This is a genomic window from Naasia sp. SYSU D00948, assembly GCF_017916515.1.
Lineage (GTDB): Bacteria > Actinomycetota > Actinomycetes > Actinomycetales > Microbacteriaceae > Naasia.
The window spans coordinates 2,773,547-2,797,823 of sequence record NZ_JAFMTA010000001.1 but is presented as its reverse complement, the minus strand read 5'-3'; the positions used below and the strand labels follow the sequence as shown (position 1 = coordinate 2,797,823).

Genomic DNA, 24,277 nt, shown 5'->3' with positions numbered 1-24,277 from the left:
CAGGCCATGGGATCAGTGTCCACCCATGCGCTTGCGCAGCAGCTCGATCCGTGACTGGAGCTGCGTCACGCTGGCCTGCGCGACGGCCGGGCCGCCGCACGTGCGCCGCAGCTCCGCGTGGATCATCGCGTGCGACTCCCCCGTCTGCTTCGACCACAGGCCGACGAGGCTGTTGAGGAGGCTGCGCTGCTCCTTGAGGTTCCGGTACATCGGCGCCGGCTCGTCGGCGGGACGCGGGACCTCCGCGGGCTTGCCCTTGCGGCGCTTCTCCTGCCGGGACTGGCGGTGCAGCAGCAGCTCGCGCACCTGCTCGGGCTCGAGCAGGCCCGGGATGCCGATGAAGTCCAGCTCCTCGTCGCTGCCGATCTCGGCCTCGAAGCCGAACTCGCCGCCCTCGTACACGACCCGGTCGAAGGTGGCGTCGGAGCCGATCGCCTGGAACGCGAACTCCTGCTGCAGCCCGTCCGGCGCCTTCTCCTCGCGGTTCGCGGCGGTGAGCGCGTCCTCGTCGAGCCCGTTCTCGTCCTCGTTCCGCGGCCGGTCGAGGGCGTGCTCCCGCTGCACGTCCATCGCGTTCGCGAGCGCCATGAGGCCCGGGACGTTGGGCAGGAACACCGAGGCCGTCTCGCCGCGCCGCCGGGCGCGGACGAAGCGGCCGATGGCCTGTGCGAAGAACAGCGGCGTGGACGCCGACGTCGCGTAGACGCCCACGGCGAGCCGGGGGATGTCGACGCCTTCGGACACCATCCGGACGGCGACCATCCAGCGCTTCTCGTTGGCCGCGAACTCCGCGATGCGCTCGGAGGCCGCCTTCTCGTCGGAGAGGACGACCGTCACCTCCTCGCCGGCGATGTCCTCCAGGATGCGCGCGTACGCCCGAGCCGCGAACTGGTCGGTCGCGATGACGAGGCCGCCGGCGTCGGGCACTCCCTTCCGGACCTCCGTCAGCCTCTGGTCGGCCGCGCGCAGCACGGAGGGGATCCAGTCGCCCGCCGGGTCCAGCGCGGTCCGCCAGGCCTGCGACGTGATGTCCTTCGTGTTGCCCTCGCCGAGCTTCGCCTCCATCTCCTCGCCGGCGGTGGTGCGCCAGCGCATCGACCCGGCGTAGACCATGAACATGACGGGCCGGACGACGCCGTCCACGAGCGCGCGGTCGTAGCCGTAGTTGTAGTCGGTCCGGGAGACGCGGCCCCCGGTCTCGTCCCGGACGTAGTCCACGAAGGGGATGGGGGCGGTGTCGGACCGGAACGGCGTCCCGCTCAGCGAGAGGCGCCGGGTCGCGGGCTCGTACGCCTCGCGGATGGCATCGCCCCAGCTCAGCGCGTCACCGCCGTGGTGCACCTCGTCGAGGATCACGAGGGTCTTCGCCGCCTCCGTCAGCCGCCGGTGCAGCGGCGCGTCCGCGACGACCTGCGCGTAGGTCACGGCGACGCCGTGGAAGTGGCGGCCGAACCAGCGGTCCTTGTTCCGGAACGTCGGGTCGAGGTGGATCGCGACCCGCTCGGCGGCCTCGGCCCACTGGCGCTTGAGGTGCTCGGTCGGGGCGACCACCATGACCCGGTCGATCGTGCGGCGGCCGAGGAGCTCCTTCGCGAGGCGAAGGGCGAACGTCGTCTTGCCGGCGCCCGGGGTCGCGGCGGCGAGGAAGTCCTTCGGCTCGCGCTCGAAGTAGGCGGCGAGCGCCTCCTGCTGCCAGGCCCGCAGCTTCGGGGCGGTGCCCCACGCGGCACGGTCGGGGAAGGAGGGGCTCAGTCCCCCCGGCCAGCCGGTGGGGCCCATCTCCGCTGCGCTCGTGCCCCGGACCGGGTCGAAGAGATGCGGAGTGCTCACTCGATCGAATGTTACCGAAGGGCATCGGACACGCCCGGCCCCCGGCGTGTCACCGGCGGGTTGCAGAATGGGATCGTTCCCCGAAAGCGGACGGAGGCGGATCGATGACGGAAGCGCATCCCTGGCGCCGGTACGTGGCCCTCGGCGATTCCTTCACCGAGGGCATCGGCGACCCGGAGCCGGACAGCCCCGGTGGCCACCGCGGATGGGCGGACCGGGTCGCGGAGGTGCTCTCGTCCTCGGTGGACGACTTCGCTTATGCGAATCTCGCGGTCCGCGGCAAGCTCATCCGCCAGGTCCTGGACGAGCAGGTCGAGCGGGCGATCGCGCTGCAGCCGGACCTCATCACCCTGTCGGCGGGCGGCAACGACGTCATCCGCCCCGGCGGGGACCCCGACGTGATCGAGGAGCGCCTGGACGAGGCCGTCTCCCGGCTGTCCGCGACCGGGGCGACCATCGTCCTGTTCACGGGCGTCGACGTCCGCTTCTCCCCCGTGTTCGGTCGGCTCCGCGGGCGCATCGCGATCTTCAACGAGAACATCCGACGCGTCGCCGTGCGCCACGACGCGCTCGTCGCCGACCAGTGGGCGCTCACCGAGCTCCAGGATCCGCAGATGTGGGCGGCGGATCGCCTGCACATGGCGCCGCTCGGCCACCACACGGTCGCCCGCATGGTGCTCGACACCCTCGGCGTGCCGAACGACCTGCAGCCGAGGAGCCCGGAGCCGCTGCCGCCGCGGACCTGGCGCCGGGCGCGGACCGAGGACCTCGTCTGGGCGCGGGAGTACTTCGTCCCGTGGGTGATCCGGCGCATCCGCCGGGTGTCCTCCGGTGACGACATCGCGCCGAAGCGGCCGGAGGCGGCGCCGTTCCCCGCCGGCCCGCGGGGTCCGGCCCTCTAGTCCCGCACGACGTGCGCCGACGGCGTCAGCGGGCCCAGGGCGGGTTGGTGACCCGCCACCAGAGATCCGGGGCGTCGATCGTCTCGTCGAGCGTGAGCGGCACGCTGATGGTCCGATCCCCGACGTGGAACTCGGCGCGTCCGACCTGCGTGCCCTCCCGGGCCTCCTCGACGGGGTCGGTCGTCACCGAGGCGGTGACCGGTGTGTCGGACCAGGTGAGCACCGTGGCGCTCTCGGCGGCGACGGCGTCCGCGCTCTCGCCCCACTCGGTCGTGTAGCGCGCGTACTCGTCGCCGGCGGTCGCGAGCGTCACCTCGTGGAAGCCGGGAGCCACGCTGTCGAGCAGAGCGAGCACCGCCTGATTCAGCACGGGGTGGGTCGGCGCGCCGAGGATCACGCCGACGAGGGTGACGGTCGAGGACCCCACCTGCACGTCGGTCGAGAAGAGCAGGCACGCGCCGGCCTCCTCGGTCGTCCCCGTCTTGATCCCGTCGACGCCGTCCGTGCCGAGGAGCTTGTTGGTGCTCGCGAACTCGCCCACGCCGGGCGCGGACGAGGCCGACAGGGCGACGATCTCGGCGAGAGCGGGCTGGGCCAGGGCGAGCTTGCCGAGCTCCACCAGGTCCGCCGGGGTGCTCGTGTTCCCGGCGGAGAGCCCGTTGGTGTCGACGACCGTGGTGTCCTCGAGCCCGTGCGCGTCGAGCCAGGCGCGCGCGGCCGCGAGATAGCCGTCGACGGATCCGTACGCCCAGCGGGCGAGCGAGATCGCGTAGTTGTTCGCGGAGGGGATCAGGACGGTCTCCAGCACCTGCCGCTGGGTCAGCACCAGTCCCGGCCGCACCGGCTGGAGCGATCCGTTCTGCGCGAGCACCTCGTTGTAGGCCTCGATGTCGGCCTGGGTGAACTCGATGGCCGGGCCCTGCTCGCCGGCGGCCAGGGGCTTGGCGTCGAGGACCACGAGGGCGGTGACGACCTTGGTGATGCTCGCCATCGGGAACGGCCCCTGCTCGCCGCTCGCAGCGAGCACCCCCTCGAACCCCACGGCGCCGATCGCGCCGCGCCCGTACTCCGGGAAGTCGGGCACCGCGGCCGGCTGGGGCGCGACGGCGGGAGCGCTGATCGCGGCGACGGCCTCCGGGATCTCCGCCGCGGCCGCCGCCGGCACGTAGACCGCCGCGCCGGCCACCACGGCGAGGGTGCCGAAGACGGCGATCCTCCGCCGGCGGAACACCTGCTTCCGCGTCAGGGGGCGCTTCGACACGCGCTCAGGATACGTGCGCGCGGCCCGCATCCCGGGCAGACGCGGCGGCCGTCCGGACCGCGCACCCGTTCCATCACGATCCGGCGACGCGGGCCGGTTCCTTCTCCGTCGTCACGTATCCTGTCGGCGGAAAGGGCCTTCCTCTTGCCTTCATCGCGCATCCCGAGCAAGTTCGCCGCTCTCCTCGGCTTCGTCGGCATGAGTGCCGCGGCGGGCGTCCTCGCGACCGCCGCCGTCACTCCGGCGATCGCCGTGTCGAGTGTCGCCGCCGCCGACACCATCGGCATCTTCGAGGAGCTTCCGGCGTACCTCGAGATCGGCGACCTGGCGCAGCGGACCAACATCTACGCGAACAACCCGGACGGGACGCCCTACCTCCTCGCGCAGTTCTACGACCAGAACCGCGTCGAGGTGCCGTGGGAGAGCGTGTCGCTGTACGCGAAGGACGCCCTCGTCGCGGGCGAGGACCCTCGCTTCTACGACCACGGCGGCATCGACCTGCAGGGCACCATCCGCGCCGTCATCAACAACGCGCTGGGCCGGAGCGTCCAGGGCGGCTCCTCCATCACGCAGCAGTACGTCAAGAACGTCAACATCCAGAACTTCATCCGGGATGCGAGCACCCAGGAGGAGATCGACGCGGCGTTCGACAAGGCGACCGAGGTCTCCGAGGCGCGCAAGCTCCGCGAGATGCGCTACGCCCTCGAGCTCGAGAAGAAGTACACGAAGGACCAGATCCTCCTCGGCTACCTCAACATCGTCGCGTTCGGCGGGCGGGTCTACGGCGTCGAGGCGGCGTCCAACTACTACTTCGGCGTCAACGCACGGGACATGACGCTGCCGCAGGCGGCGAGCCTGATGGCGATCGTCAACAACCCCGAGAAGTTCCGGCTGGACTACCCGGACAGCACGACGAACGGCGCCGCCAACGGCTACGCGGCGAACAAGGTCCGGCGCGACTACATCCTCGACAAGATGCTCGACGAGAAGATGATCACGCAGCAGGAGTACGAGGCCGCGGTCGCCGCTCCCGTCGAGCCCCGCATCACCCAGCCCGAGGTCGGCTGCGCCGGCGCTGACGCGGGCGCGGGCTTCTTCTGCGACTACGTCACCAACATCTTCAAGAACAACGAGATCTTCGGCCCCGACGAGGAGACCCGCTGGCGCAACTTCGTCCGCGCGGGCTACGACGTCTACACCACGCTCGACATGGAGCTGCAGAACGCCGCGTTCTCCGCCATCAGCGACACCGTGCCCAAGTCGTGGGACGGGGTCAACATCGGCGGCGTGGCCGTGACGGTGCAGCCCGGCACGGGGCGCATCCTCGCGATGGCGCAGAACAAGGACTACTCGGACGACCCCGCCGTCCTGCAGAACAACCCGAACGCCACCGCGGTCAACTACAACACCGACCGCGAGTACGGCGGTTCGAGCGGGTTCCAGCCCGGCTCGACGTACAAGGTCTTCACGCTCCTCGAGTGGCTCAAGCAGGGCCACGGCCTCAACGAGGCCGTCGACGCGCGACGCCGCGACAACTGGGGCGCGTTCCGCGACTCCTGCGAGGGCGGCACGGTGATCGCCGAGCGCGGCTGGAACCCGAAGAACGACGGCGGCGAGGAGGGCGGCATGTGGACCGCCCTCGTCAACACGGTGAACTCCTACAACACGGGCTACCTCGCCATGGCGAAGGAGCTCGACCTCTGCGACATCCGCAACACCGCGGCGGCGCTCGGGGTGCACCGCGCCGACGGTCGCGAGCTCGAGAAGTACCCCACCACGGTCCTCGGGACCAACGAGATCGCGCCCCTGACGATGGCCGCGGCGTATGCCGCGATCGCGGCGGGCGGCAACTACTGCGTGCCGATCGGCATCGAGCGGATCGTCGCCAAGGACGGCAGCGACGTGCCGATCCCGCCGATCACCTGCAACCAGGCCATCGACCCGAACGTCGCGGCCGGTGCGACCCTCGCCCTCCAGCAGGCGTTCCGTGCGGGCACGGGTGCGCCGTCGGCGAGCCGGATCAACAGCGACGTGCCGATGTTCAGCAAGACGGGCACGACCGACGACGCGTGGGCGACGTGGATGATGGGCGGCTCGAGCACGGCGACCACCGTGGTCGGCGTGTTCAACGTGACCGGCCACGTCAACCTCCGCAACACGCGCCTGCCGGCCGGCCAGGCGGCCACCCTCCGGCACCTCATCTGGCCGCGCATCATGAACGTCGCGGCCGACAAATGGGGCGGCGAGGCGTTCGCGAGCCCGTCCGGTCGGGTCCTCACGGGCAGGACCTACGGCATCCCGAACGTCGTCGGCCTGAGCCTCGAGGAGGCCCGCGAGAAGATCGAGAACGCCGGCTTCGAGTTCGAGGACGGCGGGCAGCAGGACTCCGACAAGCCGGCCGGCACCGTGATCGGCACGAGCCCCTCGGGATCCGCCCCCGCCGGTGAGCTCGTCCGGGTGTTCACGAGCAACGGCTCGCTGCGGACGGTCCCCGACGCGGTCGCAGGACTCAACACGTTCGCCGACTCGCAGGCCGCCCTCAACGCCGCAGGCTTCGCGGGCGTGCAGGAGAGGTGCGTCGTCGACGCGAACCTCGACGGCAAGCCGGTCGGGCAGGACCCGCCTCCCGGTACCGCCGCGCGCCCCGACACGGTCATCACGGTCACGGTCGCGAAGCCGAGCTGCTGAGCGGGAGGGTGCCGGACGCGTTCCGGCACCCTCGCACCGCTCGGAGCCGCGCCCGCTCCCGTCCCGCTCAGGCGGGCCGCAGCGCCCAGAGCGCGACCGCGCTGGCGGCGGCGACGTTGAGGGAGTCGACGCCGTGCCGCATGGGGATCGTGACGACCGTGTCGGCCGCCCGCAGCGCGTCCCGGCTCAGCCCGTCGCCCTCGGAGCCGAGCACCAGCGCCACCCGGTCGGGCCGCTGCGCCGCGTAGCGGTCCAGCGGCACCGCGTCATCCGCAAGGGCGAGAGCCGCGATCGTGAACCCCAGCCCGTGCAGCAGCGGGGCGGCGTCCCGCCACTCCGGCAGGCGGGTCCAGGGCACCTGCAGCACAGTCCCCATGCTCACGCGGACGCTGCGCCGGTACAGCGGGTCCGCGCAGCGCGGGGTGACGAGGACCGCGTCGGCGCCGATCCCCGCGGCCGCCCGGAAGATCGCCCCGACGTTCGTGTGGTCGACGATGTCCTCGAGCACCACGACGAGGCGGGCATCGCGCAGGAGGTCCGCCGGATCCGGCAGCGCCGGCCGGTGCATCGACGCGATGGCGCCCCGGTGGAGGTGGAAGCCCGTCAGCTCCTGGAGCACCTCGTCCTCGCCGACGAACGCGGGGACATCGGGGAACGCCGCCAGGATGCGCTCGAGCTCCGGGAGCCAGGCCTCGCGCGACAGCACCGCCCGCGGCCGGTGTCCTGCGCCCACCGCCCGCTCGATGACCTTCGTCGACTCCGCCAGGTAGAGACCGCCGGCCGGCTCCCGGAGGCGGCGGAGGTTCACGTCCGTGAGCCGGGTGAAGTCCTGCAGCTCCGGTCGGTCGAGCCCCTCGATGGGCACCACCCGCATGTCCGGCCTTCCCCGCCCCCCTGTCTACTCTTGTCGCAGGGAGGTCCATGTCCACGCTAGCGCCCCGCGATGCTCCGTCCGCCGCCGAGCTCGACGAGGCTGCCGCCCTCCTGCGCGGGCGCACGGTCGCGGTGCTGACCGGGGCGGGGATGAGCACGGACTCCGGCATCCCGGACTACCGCGGGGCCGGCGCGCCGAAGCGCACGCCGATGACGGTGCAGCAGTTCCTCTCCGGGCCCGAGTTCCGGCGCCGCTACTGGGCGGGCAGCCATCTCGGCTGGCGGGTGTTCGACGCCGCCCAGCCCAACCGAGGCCACCGGGTGCTCGCGGAGCTCGAGTCCGCCGGCGTCGTGAACGGCGTCATCACCCAGAACGTGGACGGCCTGCACCTCAAGGCGGGATCGCAGCACGTGGTGGACCTGCACGGGACGGTGGACCTCGTGCGCTGCCTCGAGTGCGGGCAGACCTTCGCTCGGAGCAGCATCGCGGAGCGCATCGAGGCGGCGAACCCGTGGCTGGAGCGGCCGGAGTCGGTCGTGATCAACCCGGACGGCGACGCCGAGGTCGTGGGCGTCGACGACTTCGCCGTCCCGGACTGCTCGGTGTGCGGAGGGATGCTGAAGCCGGAGGTCGTCTTCTTCGGCGAGTTCGTCCCTGCCGAGAAGTTCGCCGAGGCCAGCGCCCTCATCCGGCGTGCGGATGCGCTGCTCATCGCCGGCTCCTCGCTCGCGGTGAACTCGGGCGTGCGCCTCCTCGATCTCGCCCGGCGCCGCCGGCTGCCCGTCGTGATCGTGAACCGCGGCGAGACGAAGGGCGACCGGAAGGCGAGCGTTAAGCTGGATGCCGGCACGTCGGAGACGCTGGAGGCCCTGTCCTCGCGTCTGCTCGGCTGAGCCCCGACCCCGTCCCTGCGCCCCCGGAGCCCCCGTGACCCACCTCGTCCTCGTCCGCCACGGCCAGACGGACTGGAACCTCGCCCGCCGGATCCAGGGGTCGAGCGACATCCCCCTCAACGACACCGGGCGGGAGCAGGCGCGGGAGGCGGGGCGACTGCTCGCCGAGGAGCGGTGGGACGCCATCGTGTCGAGTCCGCTCGTCCGGGCCCGCGAGACGGCGGAGATCATCGCCCGCGAGCTCGGCATCGACACGGTCGAGCTCGTTCCGGAGCTGCGTGAGCGCCACTACGGCCAGGCGGAGGGGCTGACCGGCGCGGAGGCCGAGGAGCGCTACCACGGGAACGTGCCGGGCCGGGAGACGCCCGAGATGGTGCTCGAGCGGGTCCGGCCGGCGCTCGTCGCGCTCGCCGAGGAGCATCCCGGCCAGTCGGTGCTCGTCGTCAGTCACGGCGGCGTCATCGGGACGCTCGTCCGCGACGCCACCAGCCACGTGTGGCCGGAGGCCGGGCAGCTGATCCCCAACGGGTCCGCGCATCGGTTCGCGTACCGGGACGGCGAGATCGGGCTCGTCGAGTTCAACGGGCGCCCCTGGAGCGAGCCGGTGCTCGAGGTGGCGAGCGATGCATCCGCTGGCTGAGCGGTTCCGCCGGACGCTGATCGAGCTCGGCGAGGACGGCGCCGTCCAGGAGACGCCGGACCGCGCCCACACGGCGGCGGAGGCGGCCGCGGCCCTCGGCGTGCCCGTCGAGACCATCGTCAAGAGCCTCGTGTTCACGCTCACCGCGCCTGGAGCGGAGCCGACGCCGCTCCTCGTGCTCGCGTCCGGATCCAACCGGGTCGACGTGTCCCGCCTCGGGGACGTCCTGGGCGGCAGGGTCGGCAAGGCGGACGCGGCGACGGTGAAGGAGGCCACCGGCTACAGCATCGGCGGCGTTCCGCCGCTCGGTCACCCGCGGCCGCTGCGGACCCTGGTCGACGAGGCGCTGCTGCGGCACGAGCTGCTCTGGGCGGCCGCCGGCACCGCGACAGCGGTGTTCCCGATCACGCCCGATCGGCTCGTGGAGCTCACCGGCGGCGAGGTCGTCGGGGTCGCCTGAGCGGCGACTCTGCGGCGAGCTTTAGCAGCAGGTCCGCGAGCACCTCGGCGGACGCGTCCCAGCTGTAGACCGCCGCTCGCTCGAGGGAGGCCGCAGAGCGGGCGGCCCACTCCCCCGGCTTCTCCAGCCGGCGGATCGCGTCCGCGAACGCGGCCGGGTCGTCCGGATCGGCGTACAGCGCGACGTCGCCGCCCACCTCGCGGAAGATCGGGATGTCGCTGACGACGACCGGCGTGCCGACGTTCATGGCCTCCACCAGCGGGATGCCGAAGCCCTCGTCGCGGGACGCGGACACGAGGGCGGTCGCCTCGAGCAGCTCCCGGCGGTACTCCTCGTCGCTCGCGCCGTTGTGGAACACGAGCCGGGCCCCGGGGGCCACCGACTCCAGGCGCTGCCGGTCGTCGGGTCGCACCCGGCTCATGAGATGCAGCTCGTAGCCGGGCAGCAGCGCGACCGCCCGCACCAGGGTCTCGACGTTCTTGTAGCCGAGGAACGTGCCCATGTAGACGAGCGTCTTGCGCGCCGGTCCGCTCCTCGGGGGAACCGGCTCCGGCGAGGGCGCCGCGGCGTTCGGCACCACGACCACCGGCCGCCGAGTGAGCCGGTGCTCGGCGATCAGCCGCTTGGTCGTCTCCGACACGGTGACGACGGCCTCGGCACGGTTGAGGAGGACGCGCTGCGGCCACCACGCGAGGTGGTAGAGCCGCCAGAGCGTGCGTACCCACCAGGAGAACTGGGCCGGCGGCGTCCGGTGCCGGTAGTAGATGAGGTCGTGCAGGGTGAGCACGAGCCGGTAGCGGCGGCCCAGGGTGCCCATCGTCTGCATGGGACTGAAGACGACGTCCGGTTCCGCGCGGTTGACCTGACGGGCGACGAGCGGCTCGAGAGGGCTGGTGGGCGGCGAGACCCGATGCCACGGCATGTCGGGCAGCAGGTTCAGCTGACCCGGATCGCTGATGAGCATCGTCAGCGGCATCCGGCGCGCGAGCGCGGTCACGAGCTCGGCGGAGTACCGGCTGATCCCGTCGTGCCGCCCGTCGGCGCGGACGTACCGGCAGTCGACGACGACACGAGGGCCGCGGTCCGCGGCTGAGGCCACCGGCTGCTCCGGCTCCTGGATCGTCCCGCCGTCGAGGAGGACGCGCTCGACGCCGCGCGCGGCCTCGTCGGGCACCTCGTAGTGGATGAGGTGCCCGACCCCCGGCAGCACTTGGAGGGTCGCCTGCGGGAACAGCTCCTTGAGGCGGTACTGGTCCGCGACGGGGGTGATGTCGTCCTTCTCGGCCGCGAGCAGGTGCACCGGCACCGGGATCCGCTCGGCGAAGTGACTCACGTCGTTGCTCACGGACGCGCGGAACGCCTCGAGCACCACGTCCCTGCTGGCGAACGCGCCGAAGAAGCGGTCGTGCTGGTTGTGGATCCACCGCCGCAGCGCCCGGTCCCGGGTCTTCGCCATGGTGACGCTCATGCCGCGCGTGACGGCGCGCCACCGCAGCAGGGCGAAGCCGGGCCGCTCCGGCAGGCGGGCGCCGAGCCAGTAGTAGAAGACCGCGAGCCGGGTGCCGATCGCGTTCGGACCGCTCAGCGCGGGCGAGGCGATCGGGTTCACGAGGATCGCGCGCGGCGCCGGGAGCCCGGAGGCGAGCGCCGCCGAGACGACGATCGTGCCGAACGAGTGGCCGAGCAGCACGGCCGTGCCCCGCACGCCGAGCGCGTCCAGGAACTCGGACAGCCAGGCGCCGTAGCCGTCGATGTCGTGCGGCCGGTCCGCGAGGGGCTCCGAGACGCCGAAGCCGGGAAGGTCGGGCGCGATGACGCGGAGCCGCGGAGAGCGGTGGCAGAGGAACGCGACGATCGATTCGAGGCCGTGGTGATCGCCTCGGAAGCCGTGCACCGCGACGAGCGTCACCTCGGCGTCCTCGGCCGACGCCCCGTACTCCCAGTACCGGGTCCGAGCGCCGAGCACCTCGATCTCGGCGGGCCGCCCCTCGATCGCCACGGGATGGGGGGACGGCACGACCTTCATCGGCCACAGTCTACGGGCGGCGCAAGGGGGGCCCCGGGCCGCCGGGCCGCCGGACGGCCGACCGTAGGATGAGGCGAAACCCATGCCGGAGGGACCTGCGAGTGAGCTTCACTGCACCGATCACACTGCCCGGCCTGTCCCTCGACCCCCAGTGGTATCGCCGAGCGGTCTTCTACGAAGTGATGGTGCGGTGCTTCGCCGACAGCAACGGCGACGGGACAGGCGACCTCGGCGGGCTCATCTCGAAGCTCGACTATCTGCAGTGGCTGGGCGTCGACGCGCTCTGGCTCCCGCCCTTCTACCAGTCGCCGCTGCGCGACGGCGGCTACGACGTGTCCGACTTCAAGCAGGTGCTGCCCGAGTTCGGCACCCTGGACGAGTTCCGCGAGCTCGTCACCAAGGCGCACGAGCGCAACATGCGCGTGATCATGGACTTCCCGCTCAACCACACCTCGGACCAGCACCCCTGGTTCCAGGCGTCCCGGGAGGATCCGGACGGTCCGTACGGCGACTTCTACGTCTGGAGCGACACCGACGAGAAGTACCAGAACATCCGGATCATCTTCATCGACACCGAGGACTCGAACTGGGCGTTCGACCCGGTCCGGCGCCAGTTCTTCTTCCACCGGTTCTTCTCGCACCAGCCGGACCTCAACTTCGAGAACCCGGCCGTGCACGAGGCCGTCATCGACATCATCAAGTTCTGGTTCGACCTGGGCGTCGACGGCATCCGGCTCGACGCCATCCCCTACCTGTACGAGTCCGACGAGGGCAACGGCGAGGGCGAGCCGCCCACCCACGAGTTCATCAAGAAGCTCCGCCGGATGCTCGACCTCGAGTACCCCGGACGGATGCTCGTGGCGGAGGCGAACCAGTGGCCGCGCGAGGTCGCGGCGTTCTTCGGCACCGAGGAGGAGCCCGAGTGCCACATGGCGTTCGACTTCCCGGTGATGCCGCGCATCTTCTACTCCCTGCGCTCCCAGACGTCGACCGAGCTCGTGCGGATCCTCTCCGAGACGACCGACGTCCCGGAGGGCGCGGCCTGGGGCGTGTTCCTCCGCAACCACGACGAGCTCACCCTCGAGATGGTGTCCGAGGAGTACCGGCAGGCGATGTACGGCTGGTACGCGTACGACCCGCGCATGCGGTCCAACATCGGCATCCGCCGCCGGCTCGCTCCGCTGCTCGACAACTCGCGCGCCGAGCTCGAGCTCGCGCACGCCCTGCTCTTCTCCCTGCCGGGCAGCCCGTTCCTGTACTACGGCGACGAGATCGGGATGGGCGACAACATCTGGCTCGCCGACCGGGACTCGTCCCGCACCCCGATGCAGTGGACGCCCGACCGCAACGCCGGATTCTCCACGGCGGATCCGGGCAAGCTCTACCTGCCCGTGGTGCAGTCCCTCGTCTACCACTACTCGCTGATCAACGTGGAGGCGCAGCTCGCCCAGTCGCGGTCGCTCCTGCACTGGGTGCGCAACGTGATCCACGTCCGCAAGGCGCACCCGACCTTCGGCCTGGGCAAGCTCCACGTGCAGGAGACCGACCACGAGTCGGCGCTGGCGTTCGTCCGCTCCTACCCCGGCAGCGGTCAGCAGATGGGCGACCAGCCGGAGGACGTCCTCTGCGTGTTCAGCTTCTCCCACAACCCGATCTCGGTCACGGTGAACCTTCCCGACTTCGCCGGCGCCCGCCTCACCGATCTCTTCGGCGGCGGCCGGTTCCCGACCGTCGGCGAGGACGGGACGGTCACCCTGACGCTCGGCACGCAGAGCTTCTTCTGGCTGAAGCTCACCCGCCCCGGCGCCTGACGACGGCGTCTCCGCGACGCGCGAGCAGCCTCCCGGACGCCGTCGGAGGCCCTTCCTAGGCTGACCGCGTGACGACGCTCGACGCCCGGTACCGGGCCGCCCTCCCCGAGTTCCCGCTCTTCGAGATCGGTGTCGGCGAGGAGGGCGAGGCCGCCGCCCAGCAGGCCGAGCGGGCCGTCGCCTCCGCGCGCGGCAGGGGCTTCGCAGGTCACGGGGCGCCGATGCGGGTCGTCACTCCCGCCCTGCTCGATGTCGACGAGGTCGAGATCGATGCTGCTCCCGTCGTGGACGAGGCCGAGGCCGCCCTCGAGGCGGCGGCCGCGCTTCCGGAGTGGACGGGCTGCGTCGGCGTCTTCGATCTGGAGACCACCGGCATCGACACCGAAACGGCCCGGATCGTGAGCGCCCATGTGGGTGTCCTCGACGACTGCGGAGTCGTCGTCGAGCGGAAGGACTGGCTGCTCGATCCCGGCGTCGAGATCCCCGACGGGGCCTCCGCCGTGCACGGCATCAGCACGGCCCGCGCCCGCCGGTACGGGCGTCCGGCGGCCGAGGTGATCCCCGAGATCCTCTCGGCGATCCGCACGGTGCACCGCCGCGGCCTGCCCCTCGTCGTCTACAACGCGCCCTACGACCTCACACTGCTGGCCCGCGAGGCGGACCGGCACGGTCTCGAGCCGCTCGACGGCCGGGGCCTTGTGGTGGACCCGCTCGTCCTCGACAAGGCGCTCGACCGGTACCGCAAGGGCAAGCGGACGCTCGAGGTGACGGCGGCGTTCTACGGCGTCGAGCTCACGGACGCCCACGACGCGGGCGCGGACGCGATCGCCGCCGGCCGTCTGGCGCAAGCCATGGCGGCCCGGTACCCGGTCGAGCTGGGCGTCGAGCTGGAGCGCCTGCACTCGATGCAGGTCGAGTGGTGCCGCGAGCAGGCGGAGCGCTTCGCCGACTACATGCGCCGCACGAAGGACCCCGAGTTCACGACCTCGGGCCTCTGGCCCTGCCGCTGACCGCGCCACCATCCCCACCCCGGGCCGATCCGGCGTTCGCGGGCCGCCACGACGGCCCGGAACCGCCGAACCGGCCCGCCTGGAGCGCTCCCCGGCAGCACACCTCGTCCCGGTGATCCGACCCGGTCGTTCCCGCCGAACTGCCGGAGTGGGCCACGAGGTGACCATCGACAGGGAACCGCCACCGAGCTGCTCGACGCGACGAGCTCCGGCAAGGACTGAGGGCTCGCCACGCGGAACCCGGGCTGCCGCGGGTCGTGCGGACATCCGCCACCCCGTACCTGACGGTGGTGTCTCCGCACGACCCCGCGGGCGCGACGCGCTCAGTCCTGAGAGACGAGAAAGGGGCGCCCCGAAGGGCGCCCCTTTCTCGTGAAGCTGCGGCTTACTTGCCGAAGTTCTTGTAGCGCGAGTTGAACTTCTCGACGCGACCGGCGGAGTCGAGGATGCGCTGCTTGCCCGTGTAGAACGGGTGCGACGCGGACGAGATCTCGACGTCGATGACGGGGTAGGTGTTCCCGTCCTCCCACTCGATGGTCTTGCCGCTGGACACCGTGGAGCGGGTGAGGAAGCTCTGACCCGACGCGAGGTCGCGGAACACGACGGGGGCGTACTCGGGGTGGATGCCGGACTTCATGGCGGACGAACCTCAGATCTGGAGAGAAGGGGAAACGGAAAGTCTCTGGACCCGAACGTCGTCCGGGTCGTCTCGGCCGAAGGGCCGACAGACAAGGATAGCAGGGATCAGCTCGCGCGGGCGGTGAACCGGCCATCGGTCTGGGTCACCTCGAGCGGGAGCCCGAAGGTCTCCGTGAGGCGCTCCGACGTCAGGACCTCGTCGACCGGTCCGCCCGCGACCACGCGGCCCTCGTCGAGCAGGAGCGCGTGGGTGAAGCCGACCGGGATCTCCTCGACGTGATGGGTGACCATGACGATGCCGGGCGCCGACGGCGAGCTCGCGTAGCCGCCGAGAAGGGCCACGAGCTCCTCCCGCGCCCCGAGATCGAGGCTGGCCGCCGGCTCGTCGAGCAGCAGGAGCTCCGGGTCCGTCATGACGGCCCGGGCGATCTGGACGCGCTTCTGCTCGCCGTCGCTCAGCTCCCCGAAGCGCCGGCGCTCGAGGTGGCTCAGCTTCCACTCCCCCAGCACGCGCTGCGCCCGCCGGACGTCGATGTCCTCGTACTCCTCGTTCCACCGGCCGGTGACGGAATATGCCGCGGTGAGCACGACGTCGAGGACTGTTTCCGAACCCGGAATACGACGCGCCATCGCCGTCGAGGCGAAGCCGATCCGCGGCCGGAGCTCGAACAGGTCCGTGCCCCCGATGCGGTGGTCGAGGACCTTCGCGACCCCGCGGCTGGGGTGCAGGAAGGCGGCGGCGATCTGCAGCAGCGTCGTCTTCCCGGCCCCGTTCGGGCCGAGGATCACCCAGCGCTCCGAACTGTCCACGGTCCAGTCGACCGAGTCGAGGATGACGGTGCCCTCTCGGGTCACCGACACGTCGGACAGCTCGAGAACCGTGGTCATGGGTCCAACACTATCCGGGCGGTCCCGCGGGTCAGGAGCGGCCGACGAGCGTGGCGTAGAGCGCCCGGGTGTCCTCCGCGATCCGGTGCCAGCTGAACTCCTCCTCGGCCCTCCTGCGGCCCGCCTCGCCGTACCGACGGACGGTCTCCGGGTCGGACACGACCTCCGTCAGGGTCGCCGCGAGGTCCGCCACGAAGCGGTCGGGGTCGATCGGCGTGCCGCTGCCGTCCTGCACCTGCTCGATCGGCACGAGCCGCCCCGTCACGCCGTCGGCGACGACTTCGGGGATGCCGCCGGTCGCGGTGCCGACCACTGCGGCCCCGCAGGCCATCGCCTCGAGGTTCACGATGCCGAGCGGCTCGTAGACGGACGGGCAGACGAACGTGGTTGCGGCGCCGAGCACCGTGCACAGCTCCCGCCTGCTGAGCAGGCGGTCCAGCCACACGACGCCGGTGCGCTCCTGCTGGAGGACGCGCACCGCATCCGACACCTCCGCCATGATCTCGGGCGTGTCCGGCGCGCCGGCGCAGAGCACGAGCTGCACCTCGGGCGGCAGCTGACGGGCGGCGCGCAGCAGGTACGGCAGGCCCTTCTGGCGGGTGATCCTGCCCACGAAGACGACCGAGGGACGGTCCGGATCGACGCCGAGCGAGCGCAGGAGCTCGTCGTCGTGCACCGGGTGCCAGTCCTCGAGGTCGATGCCGTTGTAGATCACCGAGACCTTCGACTCGTCGAGCGACGGGTAGGACCGGAGGATGTCCCGTCGCATGCCCTCGCTGACCGCGATGACCGCGTCCGCCGTCTCGTACGCCTCGCGCTCGATCCAGCTCGACACGCGGTAGCCGCCGCCCAGCTGCTCGGCCTTCCAGGGCCGCAGAGGCTCGAGGCTGTGCGCGGTGAGGACGTGCGGGATGCCGTGCAGGAGCTGCGCGAGCCGTCCCGCGGCGTTGGCGTACCAGGTGTGGGAGTGGACGAGGTCCGCCCCTTCGGCGTCCTGGGCCATCTGCAGGTCCACGCCGAGCGTGGCGAGGCTGGGGTTCGCGTTCGCCAGCTGCTGGGGCACGAGGTACGCGTGGGTGTCCGGCTCCTCGCGCGGCTTCCCGAAGCAGCGGACGACGACGTCGATGTCGCCGCGCATCGCCCGGACGAGCTCGGCGACGTGGACGCCGGCCCCGCCGTACACGTCCGGCGGATACTCCCTGGTCAGAAGATCGACTCGCATGAGCACACGCTAGCCCAGCAGTGGTCCCTCGCACCGGGGTGCTTCGCGAGGGGGCGAGTGCGTTCCGGAGCGGGGGCGTGCGCCTATATGGTGTCCCCATGGCATCGAAGAAGATTTTCGGCATCGTTCTCGCGGGCGGTGAAGGGAAGCGCCTGATGCCATTGACAGCGGATCGGGCGAAGCCGGCGGTCCCGTTCGGGGGCACGTACCGGCTCATCGATTTCGCGCTGTCGAACCTCATCAACTCGGGGCTCACCCAGATCGTGGTGCTGACCCAGTACAAGTCGCACAGCCTCGACCGGCACGTCGCGGAGACCTGGCGGCTCTCGAGCCTCCTCAACTCGTACATCGCGTCCGTCCCGGCGCAGCAGCGGCTCGGGCCGCGCTGGTACACCGGCTCCGCCGATGCGATCCTGCAGAGCCTCAACCTGATCAACGACGAGAAGCCGGACATCGTCGTCGTCGTCGGCGCGGACCACGTGTACCGCATGGACTTCAGCCAGATGATCGACGCGCACATCGAGTCCGGCTGCGGCGCGACGGTGGCCGCCATCCGGCAGCCGATCTCCCTCGCGAACCAGTTCGGCGTCATCCAGACCAACCAGCGCAGGCCCACGAGGATCACCAAGTTCCTGGAGAAGCCCAAGAACGCGAAGGGCCTCCCGGACTCCCCGGGCGAGGTGCTCGCCTCGATGGGCAACTACATCTTCAACACCGACGCCCTCATCGACGCGGTGCGCGCGGACGCGGAGAAGGAGGGCTCCAAGCACGACATGGGCGGGGACATCATCCCCGGCTTCGTCGCCCGCGGGGACGCCGCCGTCTACGACCTCAACCGCAACGTGGTCCCCGGCGCGACCGATCGCGACCGCTACTACTGGCGGGACGTGGGGACGATCGACTCGTTCTTCGAGGCCCACCAGGACCTCGTCTCCGCTCTCCCGGTCTTCAACCTCTACAACGAGGAGTGGCCGATCTACACGCAGCAGGTGAACTCGCCGCCCGCGAAGCTCGTGCGGGACGCGCACGGCAACCAGGGCACGATGGTCGACTCGATCATCTCGCTGGGCTCGGTCATCTCCGGCGCGCGCGTCGAGCGCAGTGTGATCGGTCCGTGGTCGACGATCGCCGGCGGCTCCGTCGTCACCGACGCCGTCCTCTTCGACCGTGCCCAGGTCCAGCCCAACGTGGTCGTCTCCCGCGCGATCCTCGACAAGAACGTCGTGGTCGAGGAGGGCGCCCGCATCGGCATCGACCCGGAGCGGGACCGCGAGCGCGGCTTCACGGTGACGGAGTCCGGCATCACGGTCGTCGGCAAGGGCGTCCGGGTCACCCCGTGAGGGCCGGGCCGGCCCGGCACCTCGTGGTGCTCGACGTCGACTCCACGCTGATCGAGGACGAGGTCATCGAGCTGCTCGCGGATGCCGCGGGCAGCGGGGACCTCGTCACGGAGATCACGGAGCGGGCGATGCTCGGGCAGCTCGACTTCGAGCAGAGCCTGCGCGAGCGCGTGTCCACGCTGCGGGGTCTTCCGGTGGCCGTGTTCGAGGAGGTCAGTGCGCGCATCACGGTCACTCCCGGCGTGCCCGAGATGATCGCTGCCGTGCACGCCGCGGGCGGCTGCGTGGCGACCGTCTCCGGTGGCTTCCACGAGATCCTCGACCCGCTGGCGGAGCGGCTCGGTCTCGACTACTGGCGCGCGAACAGGCTCGAGGTCGAGGAGGGCCGGCTCACGGGCCGCGTCTTCGGCCCCGTCGTGGACGGGGCGAGCAAGGCGGCCACCCTCATGGAGTGGGCGGAGGACTGCGGCGTGCCGCTGGAGCGCACGGTGGCGGTGGGCGACGGCGCCAACGACCTGCCGATGATGGGAGTCGCGGGCCTCTCGGTCGGCTTCGACGCCAAGCCGCCCGTGCGGGACGTCGCCGACATCCTCATCGACGAGCGCGACCTCACCCAGCTCCTCCCGGTGCTCGGCCTGCGCGGCTGACGACCCCGACCCGTCGCCGGGCGCTCGGCGCGTCGGCAGCGCCCTCGGCGCGGAAGTCGTGTCGCCCGCACTCAGACCGTTCCCTCTCCGCTGAGGTCAGTGCCCCATCCCGAGGCCGCCGTCCACCGGAATGACCGCTCCGGAGATGTACGCGGCGTCGTCGGACGCGACCCACGCCACGACCTTCGCCACCTCGTCCGAGGAGGCGAACCGGCCCGCCGGAATCGCCTTCCTGTACTCGGCCTGCTGCTCCTCCGGCAGTGCCGCCGTCATCTCGGTCTCGATGAACCCCGGCGCCACCACGTTCGCGGTGATCCCCCGGGCGCCCAGCTCGCGAGTCAGTGAGCGGGCCATGCCGACGAGCGCGGCTTTCGACGAGGAGTAGTTGACCTGGCCCGCGCCGCCGTAGAGGCCCACGACGCTCGAGATGAGCACGACCCGGCCGAAGCGCGCCTTCAGCATCCCCTTCGACGCGCGCTTCACGACCCGGAAGGCGCCCGTGAGGTTGGTGTCGAGGACGCTCGTGAAGTCCTCCTCGCTCATCCGCAGGACGAGCGTGTCGCGGGTGATCCCGGCGTTCGCCACGACGACCTCGACGGGTCCCAGCTGCTTCTCGACCTCGGTGAACGCGGCATCGACGCTCGCCGCGTCCGTGACGTCGGCCGCGACCGTGACTGCGCCATCGGGCCCACCCGAGCCCGACCTCGAGGTGACGGCGACGCGGTCGCCGCGCCGCACGAACTCCTCGGCGATGGCGTAGCCGATGCCGCGGTTGCCGCCCGTGATCAGAACCGTCCTCGCCACGCACACTCCTCGACTCGCCCGACCTCCCCAGCCTACGGGTGGGGAGGAGCCGAGCGTTCGCTGAAGGGTGACGCTCAGCGAACCGGGGCCCTCCGTGAGCGGCGTAGTCTTGCAGGCGCCGATGAGCAAGCGGACCCCCACCCAGTCGATCACGACGCTCCCTCTCTCCCCGCAGGAGGAGCGCCGCTCCCGCATGGTGAAGTACTCGATCGCGATGGGGATCCGCACCCTCTGCGTCGTCTCGCTGCTCTTCGTCCAGGGCTGGTGGATCCTCGTCATGGTGCTCGCCGCCCTGGTCCTCCCCTACTTCGCGGTCGTCGTGGCGAACGTCCGCTCGAAGCCGGCGGCGCGCGCCGTGCCGGTCGCGCCCTATGCGGCCCTGCCTGCGCCCCGGTTCCACGACGACGGCCCTGCCGAGCACCAGCGCGCGTCGTGACGACCCTGGTCTGCTCGCGGGCCGGATGCGACTCGCCCGCGACCTGCAGCGTCGAGTGGCGCAATCCCCGCATCCACGACGAGTCCCGCCGCAAGGTGTGGCTCGCGTGTGACGACCACCGCGACTACCTGCGGGACTACCTCGCCGCGCGCGACTTCCCGGTCCAGGTCGTCGACTCCCTCCCGGAGGCGCGGTGAACCGCTGGCGCTTCGTGCTCTCGCGCCGCTGGGCGCGCTACCTCGTGCTCGTGCTCGTCTTCGCGGCCGGCTGCGCCGCCCTGTCCTGGTGGCAGGTGTCCCGGCGCGAGGACAAGGTGGACCGGATCACGCTCGTCGAGCAGAACTACGACGCCGACCCGATCCCGCTCGCCGAGGCCCTTCCGTTCTCGCCTGATGAGGAGTGGCAGCCGGTCGAGGCGACGGGCACGTACCGGACGGCGGATCAGCTGCTCGTCCGGAACCGGCCGAACGGCGGCAAGGCGGGATTCGAGGTCCTCGTGCCGTTCGAGACGGAGGACGGCCGCCTCTTCCTGATCGACCGGGGCTGGGTCCCCGCGGGCAGCACCGGCTTCGGACCGGACGAGGTCCCGGAGGCGCCGGAGGGAGAGGTGACGGTCGTCGCCCGCCTCAAGCCCGGCGAGCCGAGGGTGGCGGGCGGGACGACCGCCTCGGGCGTCCTGGCCTCGATCCAGCTCGAGGAAGCGGCCCGCATCCTCGGACAGCCCATCGAGACCGGCGCCTACGGCCTCCTGGCCTCCGAGGACCCGGCGCCCGCCGAGCGGCCGATGCCGCGGGAGCGACCGGCGGTCGACGAGGGCCCGCACCTGTCGTACGCGATGCAGTGGATCGCCTTCGGGCTGCTCGGGTTCGCGGGCCTCGCCTTCGCGATCCGGCAGGAGTACCGCTACCGCAACGCGGACGACCCGGAGGAGCAGCGGAAGGCCGCGGAGCGCGCCGCTCGAAAGGCCGGGAAGCGAAGTGACGCCGACGAGGAGGACGCGCTCCTCGACCGCGCGCACCGCGGCTAGGCGAGGCTGATCAGCTCCGCGTAGTCGCGCGTCCAGAGGTCCTCGGTGCCCTCCGGCATGATGAGCACGCGCTCCGGGTTGAGCGCCTCGACGGCGCCCTCGTCGTGGCTGACCAGCACCACGGCTCCCTTGTAGCCGGCGAGGGCGCCGAGGATCTCCTCGCGGCTCGCCGGGTCCAGGTTGTTGGTGGGCTCGTCGAGGAGCAGCACGTTCGCCGAGGACACGACGAGCATCGCCAGCGCGAGCCGGGTCTTCTCGCCGCCCGAGAGGACGCCGGCCGGCTTGCTCGTGTCGTCGCCGGTGAACAGGAACGACCCGAGCACGCGCCGCGCCTCCGTCTCGGTGAGGTCCGGGGACGCCGACATCATGTTCTGGAGCACGCTGCGGTTCACGTCGAGCGTCTCGTGCTCCTGCGCATAGTAGCCGATGCGGAGGCCGTGGCCCGCCTCGATGCGGCCCGTGTCGGGCTGATCGACGCCGGCGAGGATCCGCAGCAGGGTCGTCTTCCCCGCGCCGTTGAGGCCGAGCACGACGACCTTCGACCCCCGGTCGATCGCGAGGTCCACCGCGGTGAAGATCTCGAGCGAGCCGTAGTTCTTGCTGAGGTCGGACGCCATGAGCGGCGTCCTGCCGCAGGGTGCGGGCTCGGGGAACCGCAGCTTCGCCACCCGGTCCTGCTGACGCACGTCCTCGAGCCCCGCGAGGAGCTTCTCCGCCCGGCGCGCCATCTGGTGCGCGGCCGCGGCCTTGGTCGCCTTCGCACCGAACTTCGCGGCCTGCAGCTGGAGGGCCGACGCCTTCTTCTCGGCGTTCGCGCGCTCCTTCTTCCGCCGTTCCTCGTCCGCCTCGCGCTGGCGCAGGTACTGCCTCCAGCCCATGTTGTAGACGTCCAGGACGGTCCGGTTCGCGTCCAGGTAGAAGACGCGGTTGACCGTCTCCCCGACGAGCTCGATGTCGTGGCTGATGACGATGACCCCGCCCGCGTAGGCCTTGAGGAAGTCGCGGAGCCAGACCACCGAGTCCGCGTCGAGGTGGTTGGTCGGCTCGTCGAGGATCATCGTCTCGGCGCCGGAGAACAGGATGCGGGCGAGCTCGATGCGGCGCCGCTGACCGCCGGACAGGGTCTTGAGGGGCTGATCCAGGATCCGGTCCGGCAGGTTGAGGTTGCTCGCGATCGAGGCGGCCTCCGCCTCCGCCGAATAGCCGCCCAGCGCGAGGAAGCGGTCGTTGAGGTTCCCGTAGCGCTTGAGGGCCGCCGTGGCGACGGCCTCGTCGTCGCTCGCCATCTCGAGCGTCGCCTTCTCCATGCCGAGCACGAGGGAGCCGAGGCCGCGGGCGTTGAGGATGCGCGTGCGCGCGAGCTCCTCCGGGTCGCCCGAGCGCGGGTCCTGAGGGAGGTAGCCGATCTCCCCGGAGCGCTCGATCCGCCCGGCGGTCGGCAGCGTCTCCCCCGCCAGGGTCTTCGTGAGCGTCGTCTTCCCGGCCCCGTTCCGACCGACGAGCCCGACCTTGTCGCCGGCGGAGACCCGGAAGTTCACGTTCTCCATGAGCAGGCGTGCGCCGACCCGGATCTCGAGGTCATGCACGGCGAGCACAGCAAACGTCCTTTACTTCAGGAGACGGGGCACCAGAGCCCGAAAACGACGGCCCCCTAGTATAAATTCCGCCGACGGCCGCCCGGCCCGGCGCACCGTCGATTCCCTGGAGAAGCATGACCTCCGTCTCGCTCGCTCGCCGTCCCGTCCTCGCCGATCGCGTCGTGCCTCGGAGCCTCGTCTCCGACGCGGCGCTCGTGGTCGCCGGAGCGGCGCTGACCGCGGGACTCGCCCAGGTCGCGGTACCGCTCTGGCCCGTCCCGATCACCGGTCAGACCCTCGCGGTGCTGCTCGTCGGCGGCACGCTCGGCGCCCTGCGCGGCACCCTCTCGATGGTGCTCTACGCCGCCGTCGGGATGCTCGGGCTCCCCGTCTTCAGCGACGGGGAGAGCGGCCTCGCCACCGTGCTCGGCCCGACCGGCGGGTACATCGCCGGCTTCGTCCTCGCCGCCGCGCTCACCGGCTGGCTCGCCGAGCGCCGTTGGGACCGCAAGTTCCTCGGCGGCATGGTCAGCTACCTCGCCGGTTCCGCCGTCGTGTTCGCGGTGGGCCTGCCGTGGCTTGCGGCCTCGCTGGGCCTGAACCTGCAGCAGACGCTCGAGGCGGGCCTGTACCCGTTCATCCTCGGCGGCGTCATCAAGGCCGCCATCGCCGCGGGCGTCATCCGCCTCGGCTGGTTCGCCGCGGACCGCAAGGCTCGCTGACCCAATCCTCCCGAACCGCCCGCTCCGGTCCCCTAGGGCACCGGAGCGGGCGGTTCGGTGTCAGGAGGGGACGCCCTCGGTGACGCCGAAGAGGCCGATGATGAGGGCCATGACGAGCAGGGTGATCAGCTCGTAGCCCAGGTTCAGGAGCGTCAGCGCCCATGGGCGCCGGTCGAACGCGTCATGCGTGACGAACCGCGCGGCGGTGAAGCCCGCGAAGAGGATCAGCGCGGTGACGACCGCGTTGAGCAGGGAGCTCCCGCCGTAGTAGGCCTGCGAGATGGACGCAGCGCCCGCCAGCACGAGCGCGGTCACGAAGCTCGCCAGGATCGTCCCGATGTAGGCGCCGACCGGCGACTTCGAGATCTGCTCCTCGGTGATGCCGGTGAGCCTCATCCAGCGGTCGCCCATCACGGGACGCGAGTACCAGACGAAGCCGACGACCATGCTCGACAGCGTGGCGAGCAGGACGGCCCAGAGGTTGATGGCGGGGACGGTCATGCCCCGACCCTACTGCTGAGGAACGCTCACTCCCGCTCAACAGGCAGGAACGCCCTCAACAGCATCAGCCCCGGCGTGT

The 24,277-nt window shown here is 71.4% G+C and carries 23 protein-coding genes and 1 pseudogene; 13 read left to right on the top strand and 11 right to left on the bottom strand.

Annotated elements, in window-relative coordinates; genetic code table 11:
* Positions 1–12 precede the first annotated feature (12 nt).
* The gene (locus tag J3P30_RS13080) at positions 13–1,779 is read right to left on the bottom strand and encodes a DEAD/DEAH box helicase (protein WP_210482007.1); all 1,767 of its coding nucleotides are present in this window, start codon (positions 1,777–1,779) and stop codon (positions 13–15) included.
* A gap of 155 nt (positions 1,780–1,934) precedes the next feature.
* On the opposite strand from J3P30_RS13080, the gene J3P30_RS13075 reads away from it, so the two are divergent.
* Positions 1,935–2,732, top strand: coding sequence for an SGNH/GDSL hydrolase family protein (locus J3P30_RS13075; RefSeq protein ID WP_210481444.1), 798 nt, complete (start codon positions 1,935–1,937; stop codon positions 2,730–2,732).
* A gap of 25 nt (positions 2,733–2,757) precedes the next feature.
* On the opposite strand, the gene J3P30_RS13070 is transcribed toward J3P30_RS13075, so the two are convergent.
* On the bottom strand, positions 2,758–3,993 hold the full coding sequence (locus tag J3P30_RS13070) for a D-alanyl-D-alanine carboxypeptidase family protein (RefSeq protein ID WP_210481443.1): 1,236 nt from the start codon (positions 3,991–3,993) through the stop codon (positions 2,758–2,760).
* Positions 3,994–4,137: 144 nt separating this feature from the next.
* Between J3P30_RS13070 and J3P30_RS13065 the strand changes: the two genes are divergently transcribed.
* Positions 4,138–6,681 carry a transglycosylase domain-containing protein gene (locus J3P30_RS13065; RefSeq protein WP_210481442.1) on the top strand — a complete coding sequence of 848 codons (2,544 nt, stop codon included), beginning with the start codon at positions 4,138–4,140 and terminating at the stop codon, positions 6,679–6,681.
* A 67-nt stretch (positions 6,682–6,748) separates the two neighbouring features.
* Here the strand turns inward: J3P30_RS13065 and J3P30_RS13060 are convergent, their stop codons facing one another.
* Positions 6,749–7,555 carry an RNA methyltransferase gene (locus J3P30_RS13060; RefSeq protein WP_210481441.1) on the bottom strand — a complete coding sequence of 269 codons (807 nt, stop codon included), beginning with the start codon at positions 7,553–7,555 and terminating at the stop codon, positions 6,749–6,751.
* A gap of 47 nt (positions 7,556–7,602) precedes the next feature.
* Here J3P30_RS13060 and J3P30_RS13055 point away from each other — a divergent pair, with 47 nt between their 5' ends.
* From J3P30_RS13055 to J3P30_RS13045, 3 genes are read left to right on the top strand one after another with little or no spacing between them, the layout of a single operon-like run.
* Positions 7,603–8,448 (top strand): Sir2 family NAD-dependent protein deacetylase, encoded by an 846-nt coding sequence (locus J3P30_RS13055; RefSeq protein ID WP_210481440.1) that lies wholly within the window; start codon positions 7,603–7,605, stop codon positions 8,446–8,448.
* A 34-nt stretch (positions 8,449–8,482) separates the two neighbouring features.
* Positions 8,483–9,088 carry a histidine phosphatase family protein gene (locus J3P30_RS13050; RefSeq protein WP_210481439.1) on the top strand — a complete coding sequence of 202 codons (606 nt, stop codon included), beginning with the start codon at positions 8,483–8,485 and terminating at the stop codon, positions 9,086–9,088.
* Positions 9,072–9,548, top strand: a complete 477-nt coding sequence (locus J3P30_RS13045; RefSeq protein ID WP_210481438.1) for a YbaK/EbsC family protein — start codon at positions 9,072–9,074, stop codon at positions 9,546–9,548. The genes J3P30_RS13050 and J3P30_RS13045 overlap by 17 nt, the downstream gene beginning before the upstream one ends.
* Here J3P30_RS13045 and J3P30_RS13040 read toward each other — a convergent pair.
* Both J3P30_RS13040 and J3P30_RS13035 read right to left on the bottom strand, forming a co-directional pair.
* Positions 9,517–10,647: a glycosyltransferase family 1 protein gene (locus tag J3P30_RS13040; RefSeq protein WP_210482006.1), complete on the bottom strand. Its 1,131-nt coding sequence runs from the start codon at positions 10,645–10,647 to the stop codon at positions 9,517–9,519. The genes J3P30_RS13045 and J3P30_RS13040 overlap by 32 nt on opposite strands.
* A gap of 30 nt (positions 10,648–10,677) precedes the next feature.
* Positions 10,678–11,574 (bottom strand): annotated as a pseudogene (locus tag J3P30_RS13035) (alpha/beta fold hydrolase); the annotation flags it as partial.
* A 101-nt stretch (positions 11,575–11,675) separates the two neighbouring features.
* Between J3P30_RS13035 and treS the strand changes: the two are divergent.
* Together treS and J3P30_RS13025 are read left to right on the top strand one after the other, a co-directional pair.
* Positions 11,676–13,385 (top strand): maltose alpha-D-glucosyltransferase, encoded by a 1,710-nt coding sequence (gene treS / locus J3P30_RS13030; protein WP_307807505.1) that lies wholly within the window; start codon positions 11,676–11,678, stop codon positions 13,383–13,385.
* A 68-nt stretch (positions 13,386–13,453) separates the two neighbouring features.
* The gene (locus J3P30_RS13025) at positions 13,454–14,395 is read left to right on the top strand and encodes an exonuclease domain-containing protein (protein ID WP_307807504.1); all 942 of its coding nucleotides are present in this window, start codon (positions 13,454–13,456) and stop codon (positions 14,393–14,395) included.
* 385 nt (positions 14,396–14,780) lie between these two features.
* Here the strand turns inward: J3P30_RS13025 and J3P30_RS13020 are convergent, their stop codons facing one another.
* From J3P30_RS13020 to glgA, 3 genes are all read right to left on the bottom strand, one after another.
* The gene (locus J3P30_RS13020; protein WP_210481436.1) at positions 14,781–15,032 is read right to left on the bottom strand and encodes a type B 50S ribosomal protein L31; all 252 of its coding nucleotides are present in this window, start codon (positions 15,030–15,032) and stop codon (positions 14,781–14,783) included.
* 107 nt (positions 15,033–15,139) lie between these two features.
* Positions 15,140–15,922, bottom strand: a complete 783-nt coding sequence (locus J3P30_RS13015) for an ABC transporter ATP-binding protein (RefSeq protein WP_210481435.1) — start codon at positions 15,920–15,922, stop codon at positions 15,140–15,142.
* Between the two features lie 31 nt (positions 15,923–15,953).
* On the bottom strand, positions 15,954–17,144 hold the full coding sequence (gene glgA, locus J3P30_RS13010; protein WP_210481434.1) for a glycogen synthase: 1,191 nt from the start codon (positions 17,142–17,144) through the stop codon (positions 15,954–15,956).
* Positions 17,145–17,242: 98 nt separating this feature from the next.
* Between glgA and glgC the strand changes: the two genes are divergently transcribed.
* Positions 17,243–18,484 carry a glucose-1-phosphate adenylyltransferase gene (glgC, locus tag J3P30_RS13005; RefSeq protein WP_210481433.1) on the top strand — a complete coding sequence of 414 codons (1,242 nt, stop codon included), beginning with the start codon at positions 17,243–17,245 and terminating at the stop codon, positions 18,482–18,484.
* Complete coding sequence (gene serB / locus J3P30_RS13000; RefSeq protein WP_307807503.1) at positions 18,481–19,131, top strand: phosphoserine phosphatase SerB; 651 nt, start codon at positions 18,481–18,483, stop codon at positions 19,129–19,131. Before glgC ends, serB begins: the two co-directional genes overlap by 4 nt.
* Before the next feature lie 96 nt (positions 19,132–19,227).
* Here serB and fabG read toward each other — a convergent pair whose 3' ends face one another.
* Positions 19,228–19,941: a 3-oxoacyl-ACP reductase FabG gene (gene fabG / locus J3P30_RS12995; RefSeq protein WP_210481432.1), complete on the bottom strand. Its 714-nt coding sequence runs from the start codon at positions 19,939–19,941 to the stop codon at positions 19,228–19,230.
* Positions 19,942–20,056: 115 nt separating this feature from the next.
* Here fabG and J3P30_RS12990 point away from each other — a divergent pair, with 115 nt between their 5' ends.
* From J3P30_RS12990 to J3P30_RS12980, 3 genes are read left to right on the top strand one after another with little or no spacing between them, the layout of a single operon-like run.
* Entirely contained in the window at positions 20,057–20,371 is a 315-nt protein-coding gene (locus tag J3P30_RS12990) for a DUF3099 domain-containing protein (RefSeq protein WP_210481431.1), read from the top strand.
* Positions 20,368–20,568: a hypothetical protein gene (locus tag J3P30_RS12985; protein ID WP_210481430.1), complete on the top strand. Its 201-nt coding sequence runs from the start codon at positions 20,368–20,370 to the stop codon at positions 20,566–20,568. Before J3P30_RS12990 ends, J3P30_RS12985 begins: the two co-directional genes overlap by 4 nt.
* Positions 20,565–21,398: an SURF1 family protein gene (locus tag J3P30_RS12980; protein ID WP_210481429.1), complete on the top strand. Its 834-nt coding sequence runs from the start codon at positions 20,565–20,567 to the stop codon at positions 21,396–21,398. The genes J3P30_RS12985 and J3P30_RS12980 overlap by 4 nt, the downstream gene beginning before the upstream one ends.
* Here the strand turns inward: J3P30_RS12980 and abc-f are convergent.
* Complete coding sequence (gene abc-f / locus J3P30_RS12975) at positions 21,395–22,993, bottom strand: ribosomal protection-like ABC-F family protein (protein ID WP_210481428.1); 1,599 nt, start codon at positions 22,991–22,993, stop codon at positions 21,395–21,397. The genes J3P30_RS12980 and abc-f overlap by 4 nt on opposite strands.
* Before the next feature lie 116 nt (positions 22,994–23,109).
* On the opposite strand from abc-f, the gene J3P30_RS12970 reads away from it, so the two are divergent.
* Complete coding sequence (locus J3P30_RS12970; RefSeq protein WP_210481427.1) at positions 23,110–23,697, top strand: biotin transporter BioY; 588 nt, start codon at positions 23,110–23,112, stop codon at positions 23,695–23,697.
* 60 nt (positions 23,698–23,757) lie between these two features.
* On the opposite strand, the gene J3P30_RS12965 is transcribed toward J3P30_RS12970, so the two are convergent.
* Positions 23,758–24,198, bottom strand: a complete 441-nt coding sequence (locus J3P30_RS12965) for a DUF1761 domain-containing protein (protein ID WP_210481426.1) — start codon at positions 24,196–24,198, stop codon at positions 23,758–23,760.
* Positions 24,199–24,277 lie beyond the last annotated feature (79 nt).